The organism is Micromonospora terminaliae (assembly GCF_009671205.1).
Classification (GTDB): domain Bacteria; phylum Actinomycetota; class Actinomycetes; order Mycobacteriales; family Micromonosporaceae; genus Micromonospora; species Micromonospora terminaliae.
Window position 1 is genome coordinate 3,171,738 of sequence record NZ_CP045309.1, and the last position, 22,845, is coordinate 3,194,582.

The 22,845-nt window shown below is 74.2% G+C and carries 19 protein-coding genes and 1 pseudogene; 7 read left to right on the forward strand and 13 right to left on the reverse strand.

Features of this window, described 5'->3' with window-relative positions; genetic code table 11:
* The first annotated feature begins 53 nt into the window (after nt 1-53).
* Nucleotides 54-3,386, forward strand: coding sequence for a S8 family peptidase (locus GCE86_RS14315; RefSeq protein WP_154227426.1), 3,333 nt, complete (start codon nt 54-56; stop codon nt 3,384-3,386).
* 103 nt (nt 3,387-3,489) lie between these two features.
* Here the strand turns inward: GCE86_RS14315 and GCE86_RS14320 are convergent, their stop codons facing one another.
* The 4 genes from GCE86_RS14320 to GCE86_RS14335 all read right to left on the reverse strand — a co-directional run bounded on the left by GCE86_RS14320 (nt 3,490) and on the right by GCE86_RS14335 (nt 9,046).
* Complete coding sequence (locus GCE86_RS14320; RefSeq protein WP_154227427.1) at nt 3,490-4,026, reverse strand: sigma-70 family RNA polymerase sigma factor; 537 nt, start codon at nt 4,024-4,026, stop codon at nt 3,490-3,492.
* A gap of 100 nt (nt 4,027-4,126) precedes the next feature.
* Entirely contained in the window at nt 4,127-6,940 is a 2,814-nt protein-coding gene (locus GCE86_RS14325; RefSeq protein ID WP_154227428.1) for an AfsR/SARP family transcriptional regulator, read from the reverse strand.
* A gap of 82 nt (nt 6,941-7,022) precedes the next feature.
* Nucleotides 7,023-7,688 carry a response regulator gene (locus tag GCE86_RS14330; protein WP_154227429.1) on the reverse strand — a complete coding sequence of 222 codons (666 nt, stop codon included), beginning with the start codon at nt 7,686-7,688 and terminating at the stop codon, nt 7,023-7,025.
* A complete protein-coding gene (locus tag GCE86_RS14335) occupies nt 7,685-9,046 on the reverse strand; it encodes a sensor histidine kinase (RefSeq protein ID WP_154227430.1) in 1,362 nt (453 codons plus the stop codon). Before GCE86_RS14335 ends, GCE86_RS14330 begins: the two co-directional genes overlap by 4 nt.
* Before the next feature lie 125 nt (nt 9,047-9,171).
* On the opposite strand from GCE86_RS14335, the gene GCE86_RS14340 reads away from it, so the two are divergent.
* Genes GCE86_RS14340 through GCE86_RS14355 form a run of 4 tightly spaced genes read left to right on the forward strand, consistent with a single transcriptional unit; the run spans nt 9,172 to nt 12,714 of the window.
* Nucleotides 9,172-9,750, forward strand: a complete 579-nt coding sequence (locus GCE86_RS14340; RefSeq protein WP_154227431.1) for a hypothetical protein — start codon at nt 9,172-9,174, stop codon at nt 9,748-9,750.
* Nucleotides 9,747-10,850: an HlyD family efflux transporter periplasmic adaptor subunit gene (locus GCE86_RS14345; protein ID WP_154227432.1), complete on the forward strand. Its 1,104-nt coding sequence runs from the start codon at nt 9,747-9,749 to the stop codon at nt 10,848-10,850. The genes GCE86_RS14340 and GCE86_RS14345 overlap by 4 nt, the downstream gene beginning before the upstream one ends.
* Nucleotides 10,847-11,533 (forward strand): ABC transporter ATP-binding protein, encoded by a 687-nt coding sequence (locus GCE86_RS14350; protein WP_154227433.1) that lies wholly within the window; start codon nt 10,847-10,849, stop codon nt 11,531-11,533. Before GCE86_RS14345 ends, GCE86_RS14350 begins: the two co-directional genes overlap by 4 nt.
* Nucleotides 11,530-12,714, forward strand: a complete 1,185-nt coding sequence (locus GCE86_RS14355) for an ABC transporter permease (protein ID WP_154227434.1) — start codon at nt 11,530-11,532, stop codon at nt 12,712-12,714. Before GCE86_RS14350 ends, GCE86_RS14355 begins: the two co-directional genes overlap by 4 nt.
* 82 nt (nt 12,715-12,796) lie before the next feature.
* Here GCE86_RS14355 and katG read toward each other — a convergent pair whose 3' ends face one another.
* From katG to GCE86_RS32495, 4 genes and pseudogenes are all read right to left on the reverse strand, one after another.
* On the reverse strand, nt 12,797-15,070 hold the full coding sequence (gene katG / locus GCE86_RS14360; RefSeq protein WP_154227435.1) for a catalase/peroxidase HPI: 2,274 nt from the start codon (nt 15,068-15,070) through the stop codon (nt 12,797-12,799).
* 23 nt (nt 15,071-15,093) lie between these two features.
* Nucleotides 15,094-15,522 (reverse strand): Fur family transcriptional regulator, encoded by a 429-nt coding sequence (locus GCE86_RS14365; protein ID WP_154227436.1) that lies wholly within the window; start codon nt 15,520-15,522, stop codon nt 15,094-15,096.
* A 68-nt stretch (nt 15,523-15,590) separates the two neighbouring features.
* Nucleotides 15,591-16,325, reverse strand: a complete 735-nt coding sequence (locus GCE86_RS14370; RefSeq protein WP_244317334.1) for a saccharopine dehydrogenase family protein — start codon at nt 16,323-16,325, stop codon at nt 15,591-15,593.
* A 53-nt stretch (nt 16,326-16,378) separates the two neighbouring features.
* A pseudogene (locus tag GCE86_RS32495) lies at nt 16,379-16,777 on the reverse strand (NAD(P)H-binding protein); the annotation flags it as partial.
* Here GCE86_RS32495 and GCE86_RS14375 point away from each other — a divergent pair.
* Nucleotides 16,722-17,672 carry a helix-turn-helix domain-containing protein gene (locus GCE86_RS14375; protein WP_154227437.1) on the forward strand — a complete coding sequence of 317 codons (951 nt, stop codon included), beginning with the start codon at nt 16,722-16,724 and terminating at the stop codon, nt 17,670-17,672. The pseudogene GCE86_RS32495 and the gene GCE86_RS14375 sit on opposite strands and share 56 nt — an antisense overlap.
* A gap of 101 nt (nt 17,673-17,773) precedes the next feature.
* Complete coding sequence (locus GCE86_RS14380; protein ID WP_154227438.1) at nt 17,774-18,145, forward strand: hypothetical protein; 372 nt, start codon at nt 17,774-17,776, stop codon at nt 18,143-18,145.
* A gap of 21 nt (nt 18,146-18,166) precedes the next feature.
* Here GCE86_RS14380 and GCE86_RS14385 read toward each other — a convergent pair whose 3' ends face one another.
* The 5 genes from GCE86_RS14385 to GCE86_RS14405 form a co-directional block, all read right to left on the reverse strand.
* Entirely contained in the window at nt 18,167-19,447 is a 1,281-nt protein-coding gene (locus tag GCE86_RS14385) for a cytochrome P450 (RefSeq protein ID WP_154227439.1), read from the reverse strand.
* A 42-nt stretch (nt 19,448-19,489) separates the two neighbouring features.
* A complete protein-coding gene (locus GCE86_RS14390; protein WP_154227440.1) occupies nt 19,490-20,281 on the reverse strand; it encodes an ABC transporter permease in 792 nt (263 codons plus the stop codon).
* On the reverse strand, nt 20,278-21,258 hold the full coding sequence (locus tag GCE86_RS14395; RefSeq protein WP_154227441.1) for an ATP-binding cassette domain-containing protein: 981 nt from the start codon (nt 21,256-21,258) through the stop codon (nt 20,278-20,280). Before GCE86_RS14395 ends, GCE86_RS14390 begins: the two co-directional genes overlap by 4 nt.
* Before the next feature lie 94 nt (nt 21,259-21,352).
* Nucleotides 21,353-22,198 carry a DUF4097 family beta strand repeat-containing protein gene (locus GCE86_RS14400; protein ID WP_154227442.1) on the reverse strand — a complete coding sequence of 282 codons (846 nt, stop codon included), beginning with the start codon at nt 22,196-22,198 and terminating at the stop codon, nt 21,353-21,355.
* Nucleotides 22,199-22,236: 38 nt separating this feature from the next.
* Entirely contained in the window at nt 22,237-22,770 is a 534-nt protein-coding gene (locus GCE86_RS14405) for a hypothetical protein (protein ID WP_154227443.1), read from the reverse strand.
* Nucleotides 22,771-22,845: the final 75 nt, after the last annotated feature.

Sequence of the window (22,845 nt, forward strand, 5' to 3'; positions counted from 1 at the left end):
GCCGGCCACGTCCGGAGCCCCTGGACACCCCTCGCGTTCATCCAGGGAGAATCATGCGTTCAGTTCGCACGTTATCGGCGCTGGCACTGCTGGTGCTGGGCGTCTCGGCGGCGGCTCCGGGCACCTCACCGGTGTCCGCGCAGCCCCGCGCCGCGAAGCCGGCGACCACACCCCCGGTCGCGGCCAAGCCCCGGACGGTCACCCTGCTCACCGGCGACACCGTCCACGTCAGCACCGTCAACGGCCAGACGGCCGTGAACGTCGTACCGGGCAAGGGACGGGAACGGATCCCGTTCATCACCCACAGCGCCGGCGCGGACGTGCGGGTCATCCCCGCCGACGCCGTCGGCCTGCTCAACCGGGGCAAGCTCGACCAGCGCCTCTTCGACGTCTCGATGCTCGTCGACTTCGGCTACGACGACAGCCGGGCCACCCTGCCGCTCATCGTCCAGCACAGCGGCGCCGCCCCCGCCGGTCTCGCCGGGAGCCGGACCACCCGGCAGATCGGCAGGGCCAGCGCCGTGGCGGAGAGCCGCGCCGACGCGGTGTCCTTCTGGAACAGCCTCACGTCGGCGAGCGGCACCGAGCGGCGCCTGCGGGCCGGGTTCGACAAGGTCTGGCTCGACGGGCTGCGCCACCCGACCCTCGACGTCAGCGTTCCGCTCACCGGCGCGCCGGAGGCCTGGCGCGCGGGCTGGACGGGCGCCGGGGTGAAGGTCGGCGTGATCGACACCGGCGTCGACCAGACCCACCCCGACCTGGCCGGCCGCGTCGCCGCCGCGGAGAACTTCACCTCCGACCCGGACACCCTCGACCGGGTCGGCCACGGCACCCACGTCGCCTCCACCATCGCCGGCACGGCGGCCGCGTCGGAGGGCCGCTACAAGGGCATGGCGCCCGGCGCGACCCTCTACAGCGCCAAGGTCTGCGTCGAGGAGGGCTGCCCGGAGTCGGCGATCCTGGCCGGCATGACGTGGGCGGCCGAGCAGGGCGTCAAGGTCGCCAACATGAGCCTGGGCGGCCAGGACACCCCGGAGACCGACCCGATCGAGGCGGCCCTGGCCGACCTCACCCACCGCTACGGCGTGCTCTTCGTCGTCGCCGCCGGCAACAGCGGCGAGGGCGGCGAGTCCACGGTGAACTCGCCCGGCGGGGTGAGCGAGGCGCTGACCGTGGGCGCCGTGACCAAGACGGGCGAGCTGGCCGAGTTCTCCAGCCGGGGCCCGCGCGCGGGCGACGCCGGCATCAAGCCGGATGTCACCGCTCCCGGCGTCGGCATCGTCGCCGCCCGCAGCTCGACCTCCGGCCTGTGGCCCAACGACGAGAACCCGCAGTACACCAGCCTCAACGGCACCTCGATGGCGACTCCGCACGTGGCCGGCGCCGCGGCGATCCTGACCCAGCAGCACCCGGACTGGACGCCCGAGCGGATCAAGTCCACGCTGATGGCGGCCGCGAAGCCGAACGCCACCATCGGTGTCTACGAGCAGGGCGCCGGCTTCCTCGACGTCGCCCGGGCGATCCGGCAGACCGTCACGGCGAGCCCGGTCAGCGTCGCCTTCGGGCGGACCACCGCGGCGCAGCAGCAGACGATCACGTACGCGAACAGCGGCTCGACCGCCCTCACGCTGGCGGTCTCCCTCGACGCGAAGGACGCCGACGGCGCCCCGGCGCCGGCCGGCCTGTTCAGCCTCAGCGCCACCTCGGTGACGGTCCCGGCGGGCGGCACGGCCGGCGTGACGGTCACCGTGCAGGCCGGGACCGGCCTGCCCGACCGCTACTTCGGCGGTGAGGTGACCGCCACCGGCGACGGCGCGCAGGTGCAGACCCCGGTGGCGCTCGACGTCGCCCGCCACCGGCTGAGCCTCAAGCTCGTCGGGCCGGACGGCGGGGCGCCCACCCCGGACCAGGGCTGGGTGACCCTCCTGACCGACCTGGACCGGCAGACCACGACGGTCTTCGACGACCCCGCGACCACCACCTACCAGGTCCGCGCGGGCCGTTACCTGCTCCAGACCTACCTGTTGACCGGCGACCCGTTCCTCCCGCAGATCACGTCGCTGATGCGCCCGAGCCTCGACCTGACCGGCGACCAGGCGCTGACCATGGACGCCCGCCTGGCGAAGCCCGTCGTGGTGTCGGTGCCGAACGCCAGGGCCACCGCGGTCCACCAGGAGTTCGGCTGGACGATCCGGACCGAGCAACCGCAGATCTGGGGTAGCAACGACCCGTTCGGTGTGCTCATGGGCCTGCCCTTCGACCACCTGCGGACCGCGCAGATCGGGGCCGGCAGGACGCCCGGCTTCGTGTCCTACCTCAACGGGATGTGGGGCCAGGTCGCCGAGGACGGCAGCCTGCACAACAGCCCGTACGCCTACCGGGTCTACCTCTACGAGCCCGAGAAGATGATGACCGGGCTGACCCGCAGGCTGCGCGCCGGCGACTTCGCCACGGTGCGTTCCCGGATCAGCGCGGACGTGGCCGGCGTGCCGGTCGCCCGGACCGCCGTGGCGCACGCGCCGGGCAACTCGCCGATCTACCGGGACGAACGCAACGTCCCGCCGAGCTTCACCTACGACGTGCCGAGCACCGTCACCGAGTACTACAACCAGGACAAGCAGGCGGTGTGGCAGTCGACCTCGTCCCAGCTGCGGTACACCTACTACGAGTCGGCGTGGACCAGCTTCCGCCCCGGGCGCACGTACGACGTGAAGTGGGCCACCGGCGTGGCCGGGCCGGTCTTCCCGGAGCCGAACTTCGGCCAGCAGTTCGCCACCCGCTACTGGGGCGACACGCTGGGCGGCCCCGGGCCGCTGCACGGTGACGGCACCGGGCACATGGGCTTCCGCCATGTTCGCGGTGGCAGCGTGCAGGTGGACCTCTACCGCAACGGGGTCAAGGTCGGCGAGGCGAACCAGACGCCCTGGGTGTGGGACGTGCCCGCCGAGAAGGGGAACTACCGGCTGGCCGCGACCTTCCGCAGCGACCCGGAGTTCACCCTGTCCACCGTGGTGGACGCGGAGTGGACCTTCACGTCCGCGCACGTGCCCGACGGCGAACTGGTGAAGCTGCCGATGACGGCGATCCGGTACAGCCCGGACCTCGACATCGACAACCGGGCGCCGGCCGGCCGGCTGTTCGCCGTCCCGGTCTCCCTCGACCGTCAGGTCGGGGCGGCGCCGGGCCGGACCCGGACCCTGACCGTCGAGGCGTCCTTCGACGACGGCCGGACGTGGCAGCGGTTGACCGTGCAGCGGCACGGCGAGAAGGGGGTCGCCTGGGTGCGCAACCCGGCGGGCTCCGGCTTCGTCTCGCTGCGGGCCGCCGCCACGGACACCAGCGGCAACACGGTCAAGCAGACCGTCCTCCGCGCCTACCGGTACTGAGGACCGGCCCTCGGACGCGGCGCCCCCGACGGCGCCGCGTCCGGGGTCACCGGCGGCGGAGCCGGTCCGGCCTCAAGGCGGCCCGGGCCGGGGGCAGCACGGCTCAGGCCGCCTTGAGGCCGGTGCGCAGGGCACGCAGGGCATGGTGGGTCCGGGACTTCACGGTGCCGATCGGCACCCCCAGCCGGCCCGCGACCTCCTCCGGGGACCGCCCGACGAGGAAGACCTCGGAGAGCAGGCTGCGCTGCGCCGGGCTGAGCCGGCGGAGCGCGCGCCGGACGGTGTGCGACGCCAGCGCCGTGCCGGTGGTGTCGTCACGGGCGGGGATCCAGGTCATGTCGACGAGGTGGACCTCGGCCGGGCGGACGCGCCTCCGCCGGACCCCGTCGATGACGAGTCGCCGGGCGACGGTGAGGAGCCACCTGCGGGCGGCGTCGGGCTCGTCCGGCACCGCGTCGAGGTGCCGCCAGGCCCGCAGCATCGTCTCCTGGAGCAGATCCTCGGCCGTCTGCGGCTGGTCCCGCGTCAGCAGGAGCAGCAGGCGCAGCACGGCACGGCCGTGGTCCGCGTGCAGCGCGGTCATGCGCTCGGCCCGGCCGGCCGGTGATCCGTCGGGTGCCCCCAGCACGATCTCCCCCATCCGCAGCAACAACCGTGAATGAGGCAGGAGCCTAGGGACGGCGGGTGCCAACGGACTGACACGCGAGTGCGAATCCAGTGCCGTCGCCGAGCGCGACCGGTCACCGACGCGGCGTGGCCGCCGCGAGCCGGCCGGCCAGCCGCCGGCCGGTCGGAGTGTGCCCGTACGGGATCAGGGCCATCCCGTCCCGCCAGGCGCGTACCGCGCCCTCCTGGTCGCCCGCGGCGGCGAGGGCGTCCCCGAGCAGCGCCAGCACCTCCGCGGCCGGCGCCGCCGCCGCGGCCTCCTGGTAGGCGGCGGCCGCCTCGCGCCAGCAGTCGACCGCCCGGCCGCCCTCCCGCCGGGCGGCGTACGCCTTCCCGAGCGCCTCCCACGCCTCGGCCACGCCGAGCCGGTACCGCGCCCCGCGCGACAGCGCCATCGCCTGCTCGGCGCAGCGCACCGCCTCGTCCACCCGGCCCAGCTCGGCGTTGCTCGCCGCCATGATCACCAGCGCGTCCGCGAGCAGCTTGTCGTCCCCGGCCGTCCACGGGCCCAGCGTCGCGGAGACGGTCCGGACGACCTCCTCGTGCCGCCCCTGGGCGCTCAGGATCATCGCCCGGTTGATCGTGGCCCGGGTCAGTTCGCCGGACAGGCCGAGCCGGGCGAGCAGCGCGAGCGCCCGGTCGAGATGCGCAAGCGCGGTCTCGTGCTCGTGCCGGAAGTAGGCCGCGCCGGCCAGGCTGCGGTGCATCCGGGCCTGCCCGATCAGGTCACCGCCCGCGCGGGCGGCCTCCAGCGCCACCTCGCCGGTCGTCGTCCAGTCGGCCCACCGGCCGCTGCGGTCGAAGAAGTGCTGCATGCCCAGGGCGAGCTGCCAGGCGTCGGTGTGCCGGCCCTGCCGGGCGGCCCGGCCGACCAGCGCGATGAGGACCTGCCGCTCGGCGGTGAACCAGCGCATGGCGTCGGCGTGGCCGGCGAAGCGCAGCGGCGTCTCGCCCGGCCCCGGGTCGATCATCGGGTGGCCTTCGGAGGTCAGCAGCCGGCGGTGCGCCTGGTAGCCGGTGGCCCGGTAGAACCGCAGGCAGCGCAGCTCCGCGGCGGCGCGCTCGGCCGGGCCGTCGTGTTCCTCGCCGAGTTCGGTGGCGTAGGAACGCAGCAGGTCGTGGGTGCGGTAACGGCCGGGCGGGTCCTCGCTGACCAGGTGCGCGCGGCTCAGCTCGCCGAGCAGTGCCCGCGCGGTCCGCAGCGGGACGCCCGCGAGGCCCGCCGCGCCGGCGACCGAGATGTCCGGGCCGGGATGGACCGGCAGCAGCCGGAAGAGCCGGGCGGCCGGGGCCGAGAGCGCCTGGTAGGACCAGGAGAAGACGGCGCGTACACCGCTCTGCGGGTCGTCGCCGTCGAAGCCGTCGAGGCTCCCGGGCGTCGCGGCCAGCTCCGCGGCGATCTGCGCCGGTGGCGTCCTCGGCAGGCTCGCCGCGCGGGCGGCCACCACGGCCAGCGCGAGGGGCAGCCGCCCGCAGGCCGCGATGATGGCGTCGACGGCGGCCCGGTCCGCCGCGACGCGGCCGGCGCCGAGCGGGCCCGACAGCGCCGCGCGGGCCTCCTCGACGCTCGGCAGGCCGACCGGCAACGGATGGGCGCCGGCCGTGGTCAGCAGGCCGCTGAGCCGGCTGCGGCTGGTGACGATCACCAGGCAGCCGGGGCTGCCCGGCAGCAGGTGCCGGATCTGCTCGGCGTCCCGGCAGTTGTCGAGCACGATCAGCATGCGCCGGCCGGCGAGGCTGCTGCGGTACAGGCCCGCCTGGGCGTGCAGCTCGGCAGGGATGCCCTGCTGCGGCACACCGAGCGAGCCGAGGAAGCCGCGCAGCGCCTCGCCCGGGCTCATGGCCGGCTCCCGCCCGTCGTATCCGCGCAGGTCGACGTAGAGCTGCCCGTCCGGGTAGCCGGCCGCGAACCCGTGGGCGAGATGGATGGCCAGGGCGGTCTTGCCGACCCCGGGCATGCCGTCGATCGCGAGCACCGCCGGCCCACCCGGCCGCGCGACCGCCGCGCGGGCGTCCGCCACGAGGTCGTCCCGGCCGGTGAAGAAGGGCAGGTCCGGCGGCAGCTGCGCGGGCCGCGGCAGTGGCGCCGGCGATCCGGTACGCGGCGGCCGGGTGCGCTGGTGCAGCAGCCGGTCGTACGCCTCCCGCAACTCCTCGCCCGGGTCCACGCCCAGCTCCTCGGCGAGCCGGCGGCGCACCACCCGGTACGTCTCGACGGCTTCCGCCTGGCGGCCGTCGGCGGCGAGCGCCAGCAGCAGCCGGCTCTGCAGCGATTCGTCGAGGGGGTGCTGCTCGGCCGCCTGCCGCAGCGGCCCCAGCACCGCGCTCATCCGCCCGCAGCGCTCGGCGGCGTCGGCGGCCAGGCGCACGGCCTGGGCGCGCTCGTCCTCCACGGCGAGGAACGCGGGATGCCGGAGGGAGGCCGGTTCCAGGCCGGCGGCACACCGGCCGCGCCACAGCCGCAGCCCCTCGAGGGCGTGCCGCAGCGCCGCCTCCGGGTCGCCGTCCTGCAGGCTCGCGGCCGCCCGCCGGCTCAGCGACCGGAACGTCAGCAGGTCGAGGGACTCCTCGTCGGCGCGCAGCCGGTAGCCCGACAGCTCCCGGAGGAGGTGCCGGCCGACCGACCGGGTGGGCAGGCCGGGTTCGAGCAGCCGCCGGAGCACCCCGACGTGCCGGTGCACGACGTTCGCGGCGCTGACCGGGGCCTCCTCGTCCCAGAGCAGGTCGACCAGCTCGGCCAGCGAGACCGGCTGCCCGGCCCGGGCCAGCAGCAGGGCGAGCACCAGCCGCTGCTGGCGCGCGCCCAGCGACAGCTCGGCGCCGGCGCGGACGACCCGGATGGGACCGAGCACCGAGAAACCGATCGCCTCGCCCGCCTCCGCCCGCACAGCGGCAACGGTAACCGGCCGACCTGCCGGCGCAGCTCGCGGCCGGGCTCCCGGCCTGCGGCGAGGACCGGCCGGCCCGCCGCTACCGGTCCGGGCCGACGTCGACCAGGCCGCACTCGTAACCGAGGATGACCGCCTGCACCCGGTCCCGCAGACCCAGCTTGGCCAGGATCCGGCCGAGGTGGGTCTTGACCGTGCTCTCGGAGACGAACAGCGCCGCCGCGATCTCCGCGTTCGACAGCCCCCGCGCGACCAGGGTCAGCACCTCCCGCTCGCGCTCGGTCAGCGCCGCCAGCCGCGCGTCCGTGCCCGACCGGGGTGGGGTCCGGCCGAGGTAGTGGGCGAACAGGCGGCGGGTGACGCTGGGGGCGGCCACCGCCTCGCCGGCGGCCACCACCCGGACGGCCGAGACGAGGTCGGCGGCGAGCGCGTCCTTGAGCAGGAAACCGCTGGCTCCGGCCCGGAGCCCGGCCAGCACGTACTCGTCCAGGTCGAAGGTGGTCAGGATGATCACCCGAGCCGCATGGGGGCCGAAGCGGATGCGGCGGGTCGCCTCGATGCCGTCCAGGCCCGGCATCCGCACGTCCATCAGGACCACGTCCGGCCGGGTACGAGCGACCACGTCCAGGGCCTGTGACCCGTCGGCGGCCTCCCCGACCACCTCGATGTCGCCGGTCTCCTCCAGGACCAGCCGGAACCCGGTGCGCACCAGCGTCTGATCGTCGACCAGCACCACCCGGACGCTCATCGCGGTACCGGCGCGGTCTCGCTCGGTATCGGCAGCGTCGCACGGAGCCGGAACCCGCCAGGGTCGGACCGGCCGGTCTCCAGTTCGCCGCCCAGCATGGCGACGCGCTCGGCGATGCCGCGCAACCCGTTGCCCCGCCCGTCCGTCCCGCCCGCAGCGCCCGTGCCGTCGTCGGCCACCTCCACCCCGAGCCGGCCGGGCTCGAAGACCAGCCGCAGCACGGCGCCGGCGCCCGGGCCCGCGTGCTTCAGCGTGTTCGTCAGGGCCTCCTGCACGATCCGGTACGCGGACAGATCGACCGCCGCGGGCACCGCCGCGGGCTCCCCGTCGACGTGCAGCTCGACCCGCATTCCGGTGGACCGCAACTGATCGATCAGCGCGGGCACCGCGTCGAGGCCGGGCAGCGGCGTGAGTCGCGTGTCCTCGGCCGGATCGGTGCGCCCGGCGGCGAGCAGCCGGCGCATCTCGGCCAGCGAGGACCGTCCGGTGGTGATCACGTGTTGCAGGGCGGTGGCGGCGCGGTCCGGATGCCGGTCCAGTGCGGCGGAGGCGCCCTGGGCCTGCACCACCATCACCGAGATCCCGTGTGCCACCACGTCGTGCAACTCCCGCGTGATCCGGGCGCGTTCCGCCGCGACCGCCAGCGCCGCCCGCTGCCGTTCCTCCCGGGCCAGGTCGGCGGTGCGCTGCTCGACCGCGGCCAGGTGCGCGCGCCGGCTGCGCATCGAATCGCCGACCGCGAACGCCGCGACCAGCAGCAGCCACAGCTCCGTGAGCGACTGACCGACATTGACCAGTCTGTCGACCGAGAGCACCGAAGCCGGCGAGGGCCCCGTCCTGATCCCTTCCCTGACCGGCGCCCCCTCGACCGGCCCTTGGGCGACCTCCTTCTGCGCAACCTGCTTGCCGGACCGCGCGAGCTCCTGCTGTTCGGCATGGATCCGGCCGCTCAGCATCGTCGCGTAGGTCAGGACCATGGTGAGCGCCAGCACGGCGAGCGAGAGCCGCCGGTTCCGGGCCATCGCGGCCACGGTGTAGAGCACCAGCGGAAGCGCCAGATCGAGCAGCTGGAACTTGGCGTCGATGAACAGGTGCCCGAACGTCCCGGCCCCGGCCAGTACCAGGGCCAGCGGCGGATGGTGTTGTCTGATCACCAGGCCGAGAACGATCAGCGCGGCGAAAATCCACCACAGTCGGTCCGCCGGGAGATCGTTCTTCTTCAGGTACTCGGCCGCGACATACGGGTTCGCCCGGGCCAGGAATCGCATCACCAGCCCGGGCCCCACGGTCAGCACGATCAGCACCAGCGCGAGGGCGGCGTCGGTCAGGAAGTGGCGCGGCACGAACCGGGGCACCATCCCATGGTAGGGAGCGAGGGCGCCGGCAGCGTCCGACTCAGGTGCTACGTCCGCGGTACCGGCGGTCGCCGAAGGACCGACTCCGGTCCGACGAGTTCAACCGCTGCGGCGGCCACCGTGGAGCCATGACCAGAACAACGTCCACAGTGTTCCTCGCCGCACTGCTCGCGGTCGGGGCCGGGGTCGCCGGGTGCGACCGTGGCGGTTCACCCTCCGGGGCGTCGAGCCCGTCGGCGTCGCCGTCGGTGAGCCGGCAGCAGCTCCTCGCCCTCGGCCAGGAGTGGGTCCAGTGCATCCGCGACCACGGCCTGGCCCGGATGCCGGACGCGGATCTCTCCCCGGAGGGATACCTCCAGTTCCCACCCAGCGGCGGATACGACTGGAAGGCGGACCTCCGAAACCATCGGCAGGCCATCGATGCCTGCAAGTCGATCGAGGACCGGTACCCCCCGACGGCCTTCCGCCCCAAGCAACAGCTCTCGGCAGCAGACCTGCGCAAGCTCGCCGAGTACGCCAAGTGCATCCGCGAGCACGGCATCCCCGAGTTCCCGGATCCGAACGCCGAGGGCGCGTTCGACCTCAGCGGGACCCCGCTGGCCAACGGCATCCCGGCCCAGCGGATGAACCCGGCGGCAGACGCCTGCCGGAACATCTGGAGCGGGGAGGTCCGCATCCAGGACAACAGCGGCGGAGGCAAGAAGTGAGCCGCCGGCGCGGGACCGGCACGGTGCTCGCGGTCGCGGTGGCCGCGCCGCTCGCCGCCGGCGCGGCCTACGCCCTCGGCTCCGAGCCGAGCGCCCCCGCGGCGCCCGCCGCCTCGGTGGCCACCGGAACCGCGGAGGTCACCCAGGGCACGCTCACCGAACGCGTCCAGATCGGCGGCGTCCTCGGATACGCCGGCTCCTACACGGTCGACCATCAGGGCGCGCCCGGCGTGCTGACCGCGGGGCCCGACTCGGGCGACACGATCGCCCGCGGCGGCGTCCTCTACCGGGTGGCCGACGCGCCGGTCCGCCTCCTGCTGGGCGATGTCCCCGCCTACCGCGACTTCCGTTACGGGATGAGCGACGGCCCCGACGTTCGCCAACTCGAACGCAACCTGGTGGCGATGGGCTTCGACCCGCACCACCGGATCACCGTGGACCGGCACTTCAGCAGCGCCACCGCGACCGCGATCCGGCGCTGGGAAGCAACCTGGGGGCGGCCGGCGTACCAGCGCACGGGACGACTCGGCCAGGGCGAGATCGTCTTCCTGCCCACCCCGCTGCGCGTCACCCAACTCCAGGTCCGGGTCGGCGGCACCGTCGGGCCCGGCGCGACCGTGCTCACCGGGACGTCGAACAACCGGGCGGTGATCGCTCAACTGGACACCGCGCAGCGCAGCACCGTACACGTCGGTGACCAGGTCGAGGTCGGCCTGCCGGACGCGGACCCGATCCACGGCCGGGTCACCGCCGTCGGCGACGTCGCGACGGCGCCCTCCGCTGACGCGGGCAACGGCCCACCGCAGCCGGCGAACCCGGACCTGGCGACCGTCCCGCTCACCATCGCGGTCCAGCTGCCCCGCGGCTCCGGTCTGGACCAGGCGCCGGTGACCGTCGACATCGTCACCGGCACCCGCCGCGACGTCCTGCTGATCCCGATCGCCGCACTGCTCGCCCGGCCCGGCGGCGGCTACCAGGTCCGTCTGAACGCCGGTGCCGCGGTCCAGGTGGAACCGGGCAGCTTCGACGAGAGCACCGGCCAAGTGGAGATCGTCCGCGGCCTCACCGCCGGCCAGACCGTGGAGGTGCCGGCGACATGACCGCCGTCCTGGAGCTGATCGACGCGCGCAAGGTCTACCCCGGCACCCCGCCGGTCGAGTCGCTGCGCGGCGTCACCCTCGCCGTGCACAGCGGTGAGCTGGTCGCCGTGGCGGGCGCGTCCGGTTCCGGCAAGACCACCTTGCTCAACCTCGCCGCCGGCCTGGACCGCCCGTCGGGTGGCTCGGTACGCATCGCCGGCCACCCGGTGGAGAAGCTGCGCGACCGGCAGCTCTCCGGCGTGCGTGCGCACCTTCTCGGGGTCGTCTTCCAGCAGTTCTTCCTACTGGAACGGCTGAGCGCGGCCGACAACGTGGCGGCCGGCCTGCTCTACCGCGGGGTGCCGGCCGCGGAACGCCGGCGGGCCGCGCACGCCGCGTGCGAGCGGGTCGGCCTGGCCCACCGCGCACATTTCCCCGCCGCGCATCTGTCCGGCGGCGAACGGCAGCGGGTGGCGATCGCCCGCGCGCTGGTCGGCCGGCCCGCCGTGGTGCTCGCCGACGAGCCGACCGGCAACCTCGACTCCGTCACCGGCGCCGGGATCGTCGACCTGCTGCGCGAACTCAACGGCGACGGCGTCACCATCGTGGTGATCACCCACGACGAGCGGGTCGCCGCGGCGATGCGGCGCCGCATCGAATTGCGGGACGGTCTGGTGGTCGCAGACCGCGGAGGTGCGTCGTGAGGTCCCGCCTGCGCGTCGCCGACCTGCTGCCGGTGAGCACCGTGGGCCTGCGGTCGCGGCCCGGCCGGGCGGCGCTGTCCATCCTCGGGGTGGCGATCGGGATCGCGGCCATGGTGGCCGTGCTCGGCGTCACCCGGTCCAGCCAGTCGGACGTGCTCGCCCAGATCGACCGGGTCGGCACCAATCTGCTCACCGTCGCCAACGGCAAGACCATCCGCGGCGAGGAGGCACGGTTGCCGGTGGCCGCGGCCCCGGCGGTGGCGCGTACCGACGGGGTGCTCAGCTCGGCGGCGACCGCGATGCTCGACGAACGGATCTACCGCAACGACCGGGTGCCGTCCGGCCGGACGGGCGGGCTGTCCGTGCGGGTCACCGACCCGGCGTTGCTCGCCACGCTGGACGCGACCCTGGTGGACGGCCGCTTCCTCGACGCGGCGCTGGCCCGCTACCCGGCGGTGGTGCTCGGCCACTACGCGGCCACGTCGCTGGGCATCCGCGATGTCACCGGCGACCCGCAGGTCTACCTCGGACAGCGCTGGTACACGGTGGTGGGCATCCTGGCGCCGGTCGAGCTGGCGCCCGAGCTGGACGGGGCCGCGCTGATCGGCGCGCCGGTGGCGGCCGCGCAGTTCGGGTACGACGGCAGACCGACCCGGATCTTCGTGCGGGCCCAGACCGAACGCACCGACGAGGTGGCCGGCCTGCTGGGGCGGGCGGCCAACCCGGCCCACCCCGAGGAGGTCGCCGTGAGCCGGCCCTCGGAAGCGCTCACGGCCCGGCTCGCGGTCACCGGCGGCGCCACCGTCCTGCTGCTCGGTCTGGGCGCGGTGGCCCTGCTGGTGGGCGGCATCGGCATCGCCAACGTGCTGGTGATCTCGGTGCTGGAGCGGCGCGGCGAGATCGGGTTGCGCCGGGCGCTGGGCGCCACCCGGCGGCACGTCGCGGCGCAGTTCCTGGTCGAGTCGCTGCTGCTGGGCGCGGGCGGCGGGGCGGCCGGGGTCGTGCTGGGCGCCACGGTCACGTACGTGCTGGCCACCGTCCGCGGTTGGCAGACGCTGGTGCCGGCAACCGCGATCGGTGCCGGGCTGGGCGCCGCCGTCCTCATCGGCGGGCTGGCGGGTGTCTACCCGGCGCTGCGGGCCGCCCGGCTCTCCCCGGCCACGGCACTGCGCACCGCGTGAGTGCAGCGCGAGACGACCGAACGGGGGACGAGCCCCGGCCGACCGCTGATCGGTCGACCGGGGCTCGTCGGTGGGCGCTGGATCAGGAGAGATCGAACCGGTCGAGCTCCATGACCTTGGTCCACGCCGCGACGAAGTCGGCCACGAACTTCTCGCGGGCGTCCTCGCTCGCGTAGACCTCGGCGAGGGCCCGCAGCTGGGAGTTGGACCCGAAGATGAGGTCGACCGCGGTGGCGGTCCACTTCACCTCGTCGGTGGCCACGTCCCGGATCTCGTACACGTGCTCCTCGGACTCCGACGCCTTCCACCGGGTGCCCGGGGAGAGCAGATTGGCGAAGAAGTCGTTGGTGAGCACACCGGGCCGGTCGGTGAGCACGCCGTGCCGGGTGCCCCCCACGTTGTTCCCGAGGGCGCGCAGCCCGCCGATGAGGACGGTCATCTCCGGCGCCGTCAGGTCGAGCATGTAGGCCCGGTCGACGAGGAGCACCTCCGGCTGGGTCTTCTCGCCCGGCCGCAGGTAGTTGCGGAACCCGTCGGCGCGCGGCTCCATGACCCGGAAGGACTCGACGTCCGTCTGCTCCTGGCTGGCGTCGGTGCGGCCCGGGTGGAACGGCACGGTCACCTCGACGCCCGCGTCGCGCGCCGCCTTCTCCACGGCGGCCGACCCGGCCAGCACGATCAGGTCCGCGAGCGAGATCTTCGCGCCGCCGGCCGCGTTGAACTCCTGCTGGATGCCCTCGAGGGTCGACAGGACCGCCGCGAGCTGCTCGGGCTGGTTGACCTCCCAGCTGCGCTGCGGCTCGAGCCGGATCCGGGCGCCGTTGGCGCCACCGCGCTTGTCGGTGGACCGGAAGCTCGCGGCGGAGGCCCAGGCGGTGGAGACCAGCTGGGCGGTGGTGAGACCGGACTCCAGGACCTTCGCCTTGAGGGCCGCGATGTCGGTGTCACCCACGAGCTCGTGGTCGACGGCCGGCACCGGGTCCTGCCAGAGCTGGGTCTCCGGGACCCACGGGCCGAGGAAGCGGCTGACCGGACCCATGTCGCGGTGCAGCAGCTTGTACCAGGCCTTGGCGAACGCCAGCGCGAACTCGTCCGGGTTCTCCAGGAACCGGCGGGAGATCTTCTCGTACGCCGGGTCGACCCGCAGCGACAGGTCGGTCGTGAGCATCGTCGGCTTGTACTTCTTCGACGGGTCGAACGGGTCCGGGATGATCTCCGGGGCGTCCTTGGCGACCCACTGCTTCGCACCGCCGGGGCTCGTGGTGAGCTCCCACTCGAAGCCGAAGAGGATCTCGAAGAAGCGGTTGCTCCACTGCGTCGGCCGGTCGGTCCACGTCACCTCGAGCCCGCTGGTGATCGTGTCCGCGCCCTTGCCGCTGCCGTGGGTGCTCAGCCAGCCCAGGCCCTGCGCCTCCAGCGGGGCACCCTCGGGCTCGGGGCCCACGTGGTCGTCGGCGACGCCGGCGCCGTGGGTCTTGCCGAAGGTGTGGCCGCCCGCGATGAGGGCGACGGTCTCCTCGTCGTTCATCGCCATCCGGGCGAAGGTCTCGCGGATGAAGTGCGCCGCGGCGGCCGGGTCCGCGTTGCCGCGGGGGCCCTCCGGGTTGACGTAGATGAGACCCATCTCGGTCGCACCGACGCCGGTCACCATCTCCTTCTCGGAGGCGTAGCGCTCGTCGCCGAGCCAGGTGTCCTCCGGCCCCCAGAAGATCTCCTCGGGCTCCCAGACGTCCTCACGGCCGAAGCCGAAGCCGAAGGTCTTGAAGCCCATCGACTCCAGGGCGACGTTGCCGGCGAGCACGAGCAGGTCGGCCCACGAGATCTTCTGGCCGTACTTCTGCTTGACCGGCCACAGCAGCCTGCGCGCCTTGTCCAGGTTCGCGTTGTCCGGCCAGCTGTTGAGCGGGGCGAACCGCTGGGCGCCGTCGCCGGCGCCGCCGCGGCCGTCCTGGATCCGGTAGGTGCCCGCGGCGTGCCAGCTCATCCGGATCATCAGGCCGCCGTAGTGGCCGAAGTCGGCCGGCCACCAGTCCTGCGAGGTGGTGAGGACCTGGATGATGTCCTGCTTGAGGGCCTCGACGTCGAGCTTGGCGAACTCCTTGGCGTAGCTGAAGTCCGTCCCCAGCGGGTTGCCCTTCGGCGACTGGGCGTGCAGCACGGACAGGTCGAGCTGGTTGGGCCACCAGTCCCGGTTGGTGCGCGGGCGACCCCCGGTCTTCGGGGTCGGCGAGTCGATCGCCGGGTTCTCGCTCTCGCTGCCGTGCGCGGTGACGGAGTCGTGCGCGACCGGGCAGCCGGCCGCCGCCTTCTTGTCCACGCCCTGCGCGCTCGAGGGCTGGTCCTGGGTGTCGCTCATCTACTTCCTTCCGAACTGACGGATCACTGGGAGGTGCGTGCGGTCGCGCAGCCGGGGCAGGTGCCCCAGTAGACGACCTCCGCCTCGTCGACCACGAACCCCTGGTCATCGGAGGCGGTGAGACAGGGAGCGTCGCCCACAGCGCAGTCGACGTCGGCGATCGTGCCGCAGGAGCGGCACACGACGTGGTGGTGGTTGTCCCCCACCCGCGACTCGTACCGGGCGGTCGCACCCGCGGGCTGGATGCGCCGCACCAGACCGGCGTCGGTGAGCGCACGCAGCACGTCGTACACCGTCTGGTGCGACACCGTGGGATGATTCGCCCGTACCAGGGCGATCACCGTGTCGGTGTCGACGTGCGGGTGGTCGCGCAGCGCGGCGAGCACCGCCAACCGGGGCCGCGTCACGCGCAACGAGGCCCCACGGAGCTGGGTCTCGAAGTCGGACGGCATGCGACGAACATAGCCCAGTCTTTTGGAATGAATCAAGTTTTCCGGGGATTCCACCCGCGGGACCGAACTCACTCCCCCAGTGTCAGGTGCGCGGACAGCGCGCGGAGGAAATCGGGCGCATCGAAGATCGCGCCGGCCGAGGCCACGCCGCTCGTCCTGGTCCGGCCGTCGAGGATGCGGTGGACCGCCTCCACCGCCAGCGGCGCGCTGACGGCGTAGATGTCCCGGCCACTGGCGGTGATCCGTCGTCGCGTGTCGCCCGAGCGCACCACCACGTCGACCGTGAAGGTCTGCGCGGACCGGCCGGACTCGTCGACCGCGGCCGGCGCGGGCGAGTCCGGTGACGCCAGGTCCCGGGCCGCGCCGGTGGTCATGTACGTGCGCACCTCCGGGATGGCCAGGTGGCTGGGCACGGTCACGACGTCGGCCATCGTGAACCCGCCGAGGACGGTCCGGCGCCCCACCGGAGCGGGGAAGTCCCACTCCAGGGCCGGCAGGTCGCCCGCGCCGAGGTGGTACTCCAGCCGGCCACCGGTGTACCGGACCCGCCGGCCGTCGCGCCGGTCCCGCGAGACGGTGCCCGACGCGAGCGTCCCGGCCGTGGGGTGCCAGCTGCTCAGCCCGTACGCCACGTGCGCCTCGTCGGCCGCCGTCCAGTCGCCCATGGCCGTGGTGACCAGCAGGTCGCCGAGCCCGCCGAAGAAGGCCATCGCCGGGACCACCGGGACGCCGGCGGCCCGGGCCCGGTCGGCGAAGTGCGTGAACGTGTCGAGGTTGGCCTCGATCTCCGCGGCCACGTCCACGTACGGATCCCGGCGCGCAGGGCCGCCTCGATCACGGGGGCCGCGGTCGAGGCGAACGGGCCGGCACAGTTGACGACCGCGTCCGCGCCCCGCAACGCCCGGTCGAGCGAGGCCGGATCGCCGGCCGACGCCACCCGGTGCTCCAGGCCCGGATGCGACGCGGTCAGCGCCTCCAGCCGCACCGGGTCGCGACCGACGAGGAGCGGGACGGACCCGCGCTCGCGCAACTCGCGTACCACGAACCGGCCGGTGTGCCCGTACGCTCCGAACACCGCCACGGTCTGACCCGAACCCATCTGCTGCTCCTTCGCCGGAAAAGATCGACTGAAAAGATCCTCCGGCAGCGGCCGGACCCGGGCCAGTGTCGGGAACGACATGACCCGTACAGTTTCGGACATGGCCACGATCGCGCTCGCCGCCACCGACGGGATGCTGCACTTCGAGCTCGCCATGGCGTTCGAGGTCTTCGCCCACGACCCCTCCGGCCTGGCCGACCCGTGGTACGACCTCGTGGTCTGCGGGCCGGGCCCGGTGGGGATCGGCCGCTTCCGGATGGAGCCGGACGACGGGTTGGACCGGCTCGCCCGCGCCGACACCGTGATCGTCCCGGCGGTCGAGGACATCGACGCGGACCTGCCCCCCGACCTGCTCGACGCCGTACGCGCCGCCCACGAGGCGGGCGCCCGGCTCGTCTCGTTCTGCACGGGCGCCTTCGTGCTGGCCGCCGCCGGCGTGCTCGACGGGCTGCGCGCCACCACCCACTGGGCCCACACCGAGGCGCTGGCCGCCCGCTATCCCCGGGTGGCGGTCGACCCGGACGTGCTCTACGTCGACAACGGCAGCGTGCTCGCCTCCGCCGGAAAGGCCGCCGCGGTCGACCTGTGCCTGCACCTGATCCGCCGCGACCACGGCTCGACCGTCGCCAACGCCGTCGCCCGCCGCCTGGTCGTGCCGCCGCACCGCGCCGGCGGCCAGGCCCAGTTCGTCACCACCCCGGTGCCGGCCCGCGACGACCACCCCCTCGGCGACCTGCTGCCGTGGGCGATGGAACGGCTGGACCGGCCGCTCACCGTGGAGGACCTGGCCCGCCGGGCGAACATGAGCTCGCGCAACCTGGCCCGCCACTTCGCGGCGGCGACCGGCACCACCCCGCTGCAGTGGCTGTCCACGCAGCGGATCCGGCGGGCCCAGGAACTGCTGGAGAACAGCGACCGGAGCATCGACGCCGTCGCGCGGGCGGCGGGCCTGGGCACCGCCACGACGCTGCGCCGGCACTTCCACCGCACGCTCGGCGTGCCGCCGGAGACCTACCGCCGCACCTTCCGCAGCACCGCTCCCCCGGCCTGAGCCTTCCCGCACGGGCGGGTCCGGGACGCGCCCGAGGAATGACGGCGACCGGCGTGGGCAATCGACCCGGGTACCGCCGGACGAGACCAGCGAGGTGCGCGATGACGGGCAGCAGCGGGCGGGGCGACGAGCAGCAGCCGGAGGCGGCGAACCCGTGGGTCACCCGGGACGGCTTCGACGCGGACGCGCCGTGGGGTGCGGGCGAGGACGATCCGATGGACGAGGGCAGCGAGGAGACCGCCGTACCGGAGGGACGCCGCGGTGAGCGCCGCGCCGGTGCGCCCGCGGGCCCCGCGGGCCCCTCGGGCCGCGCGGGCCGGCACGGGTTGGGATCGGTCGAGCCGACCCGGACGCCGATGGCGGGGCCCGGCGCGCCCCCGGACCCGGCGCCGTCCGGCCGGTCGTTCCCCGACGACGCGGACATCGACGTCCAGTCGGAGGACGCGCTGCGCACGCGCGGCCGGCGGTCCTGAGCGGGGCGGGCCGCCCCTGCCCTACACCCCGCGCCGGACGGCGGGTTCGACGGCGGGCGTCTGCCGGTGCACGTCCGTCAGGACGACCCGGCTGCGGGGAAGCGCCGGGATGCGGCGCAGCGAGATCGTCAGGTCCTGTCCCGGAACCGTGTAGTCCAGGCGCGCCAGCCGGCCGGCGAAGGCCGCCAGCAGGGCCACCGTGACGTCCTCGCCGGGACAGCGGTGCCCGGTGCGCGCGTCGGCCCCGCCCTGCGGGATCAACTCGTACGGGTCCGGAGCGCGCCCGACGAACCGCCCCGGGTCGAACCGGTACGGGTCGGGCCACAGCGTCGCGTCGTGGTTCTGCCCGTAGATGTCGAGCAGGACGAGCGACCCGGCGCGGACGTGCTGGCCCTGCCAGGTCAGGTCGGTGACCGCCCGGCCGCCGACGAACGGCGCGAACGGGTAGAACCGGCGTACCTCGTGGGCGAACGCCACGGCATAGGCGGCGTCGCCCGTGCGCAGCCGGTCGCGCTGCTCCGGCCAGCGGTGCAGCGCGTGTGCCGTGAACGCCACGAACCAGGACACCGCGACGGTGGGGCGGATGATGTTGAGCAGCTCGACGGCAGCGAGCTCGGCATCCATCAGGTGCCCGTCGCGGCCGCGGTAGGCGGCCACCACCTCCAGCGCCGATCCGGGCATGGCGGTCACCGTACCCGCCCGCACCTGCCCGATCAGGGCCGCGAGCCACCGCTCCCGCCGCCCACGGGCGCGCCGTGCCCGCCAGTGCCGTGGCCCCGGGGTGGCGAACCCGTCGACCAGGGCGACCAGGTCACGGGCCAGGGGCGCCACGTCGGCGCCGGTCAACGGGATCCCGGCCCAGGCGCAGACCCCGGTGGTGAGCACCCGGCTCGCCTCGTCGAACAGCACGATCCGCCGCCCGTCGCCGGCCGCCGCGACCGCCTCGTGCCAGGCCGCCGCCACCTGGTCGACCAGGGCGGCGACCCGGCGCGGGTCGGTGAGCACGGACCGGAACATGACCTTGCGGTGCCGGTGGTCGGCGCCGTCGAGCGTGTGGACGGCCCGGCGACCGAACAGCGTCGCCCGCACCGGTTCCGGGATGGCGCCGTGCCGCCGCACGTGCCGCTCGTCGTAGAAGAACCGCACCGCGTCGGGCCCGCGCAGCGCGACCGCCGGCTGGCCCATCACCCGGGTACGCACGGCACGGCCGCCGCCGTGGCGCCACAGCGCGGGCAGCCAGGCGTAGCCGCCCAGCGCCAACCCGAGGGTGTCGTCCAGGACAGGTCCACGCCGCGTCGCCATGACCGTGCAGTCCCCCCTTCATCGAGGGTGAAACGCCGCCGGCTAGCGGGCGGCCCGCCGGCGGAACGAGCGCCGGGCCCACAGGTAGGACAGCAGCGAGATCACCGCGCACCAGGCCAGCGCCAGGATCGCGCTGCTGCCGATGCCCGTGCCGAGCAGCAGCCCGCGCATCGTCTCGATCACCGGCGTGAACGGCTGGTAGTCGGCGAACCAGCGCAGGCCGGCCGGCATGGTGTCGGTGGGCACGAAGGCGCTGCCCAGGAACGGCAGGAGGGTCAGGAACATGGGCAGGTTGCTGGCGGTCTCGACGCTGTCGCTGACGAGGCCGAGCGCGACCGACAGCCAGATGAGCGCGAACGCGATAGCGGCGAGCACGCCGGCGGTGGCGAGCCACTCGACCGGGGTGGCGGTGGGCCGGAAGCCGATGGCCAGGGCGATGCCGAGCACGACGGCGATGCAGAGCAGGGTCTGCACGAGACTGCCGAGGACGTGCCCGGTCAGCACGGCGGCGCGGGAGATGGCCATGGTGCGGAAGCGGTCGACGATGCCCTCGGTCATGTCCATCGCCACGGAGATGGCGGTTCCCTGGGCGGCGCCGGTCACGCTGAACAGCAGGATGCCGGGCACCAGGTAATTGAGGTAGGCGCCGCGGTCCCCGCCTCCCCCGGGGAGTCCGGCGCCGAGCGTCTCGCCGAAGACGTAGACGAACAGCAGCAAGAGGACGACGGGCATGCCGATCAGCATCGCGGTCAGCGACGGGTAGCGCTGGATGTGGCGGATCTGCCGGCGGAGCATGGTCGCCGAATCGGTCACGGCGTAGGCGAGGCTGGTCATCGGTGTCCCCCGGTGGTGGCGTGGTCGGCGGTGGTGGATGCGGGTGTGCCGGTGAAGGCGAAGAAGACGTCGTCCAGGTCCGGCGTGTGGATCGAGAGGTGGTCGACCTCGACGTGCGCGTCGTCGAGCCGGTCGAGCAGGGTCCGCAGGGATCGGACGTCGCCGTCGCTGGGGACCTGCAGGGTGAGGGCGTCGTCGTCGGGCTGGCCGGTGGCGACGAGGTGGGCGGCCGCGTGCAGCGCCGTCAGGTCCGGGAACCGCAGCCGGATGTGCCCGCCGGGGATGCGCCGCTTCAGCTCCTCGGGGGTGCCCTCGACGACGACGCGGCCGTGGTCGAGCACCGCGATGCGGTCGGCGAGCTCGTCGGCCTCGTCGAGGTACTGGGTGGTCAGGAACACGGTGACGCCCTCCGCCACGAGACCGCGGATGATCTCCCACATGGCGTGCCGGCTACGGGGATCGAGGCCGGTGGTGGGCTCGTCGAGGAAGATCAGGCGTGGCTCGCCGACCAGGGTCATGGCCAGGTCGAGACGGCGGCGCATCCCGCCGGAGTAGACCGAGACCGGCTTGCGGGCCAGCTCACCGAGGTCGAAGCGGTCGGTCAGCCGGGCGATGCGGCGCCGGCCCTCGGCGCGACCCAGGTGGTGCAGGTCGGCCATCAGCCGGAGGTTCTCCTCGCCGGTGAGGAGGTTGTCGACCGCGGAGAACTGGCCGGTCACGCCGATCGCCCCACGCACCCCGTCGGGATCGGCGGCCAGGTCGTGGCCGGCGACGCGGATCGATCCGGCGTCGGCGGGCAGGAGGGTGGACAGGATCCGCACCATGGTGGTCTTGCCCGCGCCGTTGGGCCCGAGCAGCGAGAAGACGGTCCCCTCGGTCACCAGGAGATCGATGCCGTCGAGGACGACGGTGTCCCCGAAGGTCTTGCGCAGGCCGGACACCGAGATGGCCGGCCGGGTCGCGGTCGTTACCGCCATTGCTTCCTCCACTGGTCGAGCGCGCTGCGGAACATGAGGGCGCGAGCCATCGCCGGTCGGGCCGTCCGGGCCCGACCGGGGACGAGGGCGTGCGTCAGGAGCGGTGGATCAGGATGTCGCCGTAGGCCGTGCGAGCGCGTACCTCGGCCTTCTCGTCCGTGTCGGCCGGACCGGCGGTGGCGTCCAGCTCGTTGCGGACCTTGCCGAAGCTGGTGTGCAGGTCCAACAGGGCGGCGGTGCCGCGCCGGATGCCGACCTCGATCCGCCCGGCCGCCGTGCGCAACGTCGCCGAGCCGCGGACCAGCTCACCCACGCGGATGTCGCCGTTGGCGGTGTTCGCCGTGACGGAGGCCGCGGCGTGCTCGGCGGCCACGCTGCCGTTCGCCGAGCGGATCCGCAGGTCGCCGCCGGTCTCGCCGATCCAGGTCTCACCGTTGCCGTTCTTGAGGACGGCGTGCCCGCCGACGGCGCGGACGCTGAGCTTGCCGGAGCCGGTGGTGACCTCGGCGTCGCCCGCCACGGTCTCGGCGATGGCCGCGCCGAAGCCGGTGTGGAGGCTCAGCTTGCCGGCGTCCTCGACCTGGAGATCGCCGGCCCCGGTCTTGAGCCGGCAGTCGGCCAGCGGGCCGGAGCAGCTGATGGCGCCGACGCCCAGCTTGGCGTCCACGCCGGACGCCGCCGGCAGGTCGATGGTCACCTCGACGCAGCCGGTACGGCCGAAGACGCCGAAGCCGGGTTGCCGGGGCCCGCGGACCACGAGGCGGCCGGAGGCGTACTCGACCCGGGTCTGCGCGGCGGCGCGCACGTCGCGTTCGTCGGATTCGTCGGCCGGGCGCACCTGGACGACGGTGTCGGTGCGCGGGCCGGCGGTCATCCGCACCTCGCCGGCGACGAGGTCGACCGACGCCGAGATCGGTGCGGGGGTGTCGAAGGATGGCATGGTGCTCCCCTTTCGGGTGGTCGGTGGGGCCGGCGCGGTCAGCGCGCCCAGCCGGTGAAGCGCTGGCCGCCGGTGGCGGGACCGGCGAGGCGCGGGGCGTGGCCCCGGTGGTGCTGGCTGTCGGCGTCGACGGCGGCCGCCGCGGCCCGGATCAGCCAGGTGTTGATCGAGACGCCGGCGCCGGCGGCCGCCTGCTCGACGCGCGTCTTGAGGTGCTCGGGCAGCCGCAGGCTGATCCGCACCGTCGCCTCGTCCTCGCCGTCGGCGGGTGGCTGCGGCAGCGGCGCCGGCGGAGGCGCGGGTGCCGCCTCGTCCGCCCACTGCTCGGTCGGCGGTGGCGTCACGACGAAGCTGGGCTCCCGGTCCCGCAGGCGCAGGTCGACCGAACCGGGCGCGAGGTCGCGAGTGATCTCCGTGGCCGCCTCGGACAGCGCCTCCAGCAGGGCGAGCCGGATCGCGGACTCCAGCGGCGCGGTGAGCCGCTCGGCGACCTCCCGGGCGTCGTCCCCGCCCGCGGCGGCGGCGACCGCGAGCTGATGCCGGATGGCGTCGACGTAGGTGCGAAGTTCCATGACGCCAGTATGGCATCACCGTGATGCCAGATGCAACCACCGTGATGCCACCGGCCCGGTGGGCAGGCCGGGGGC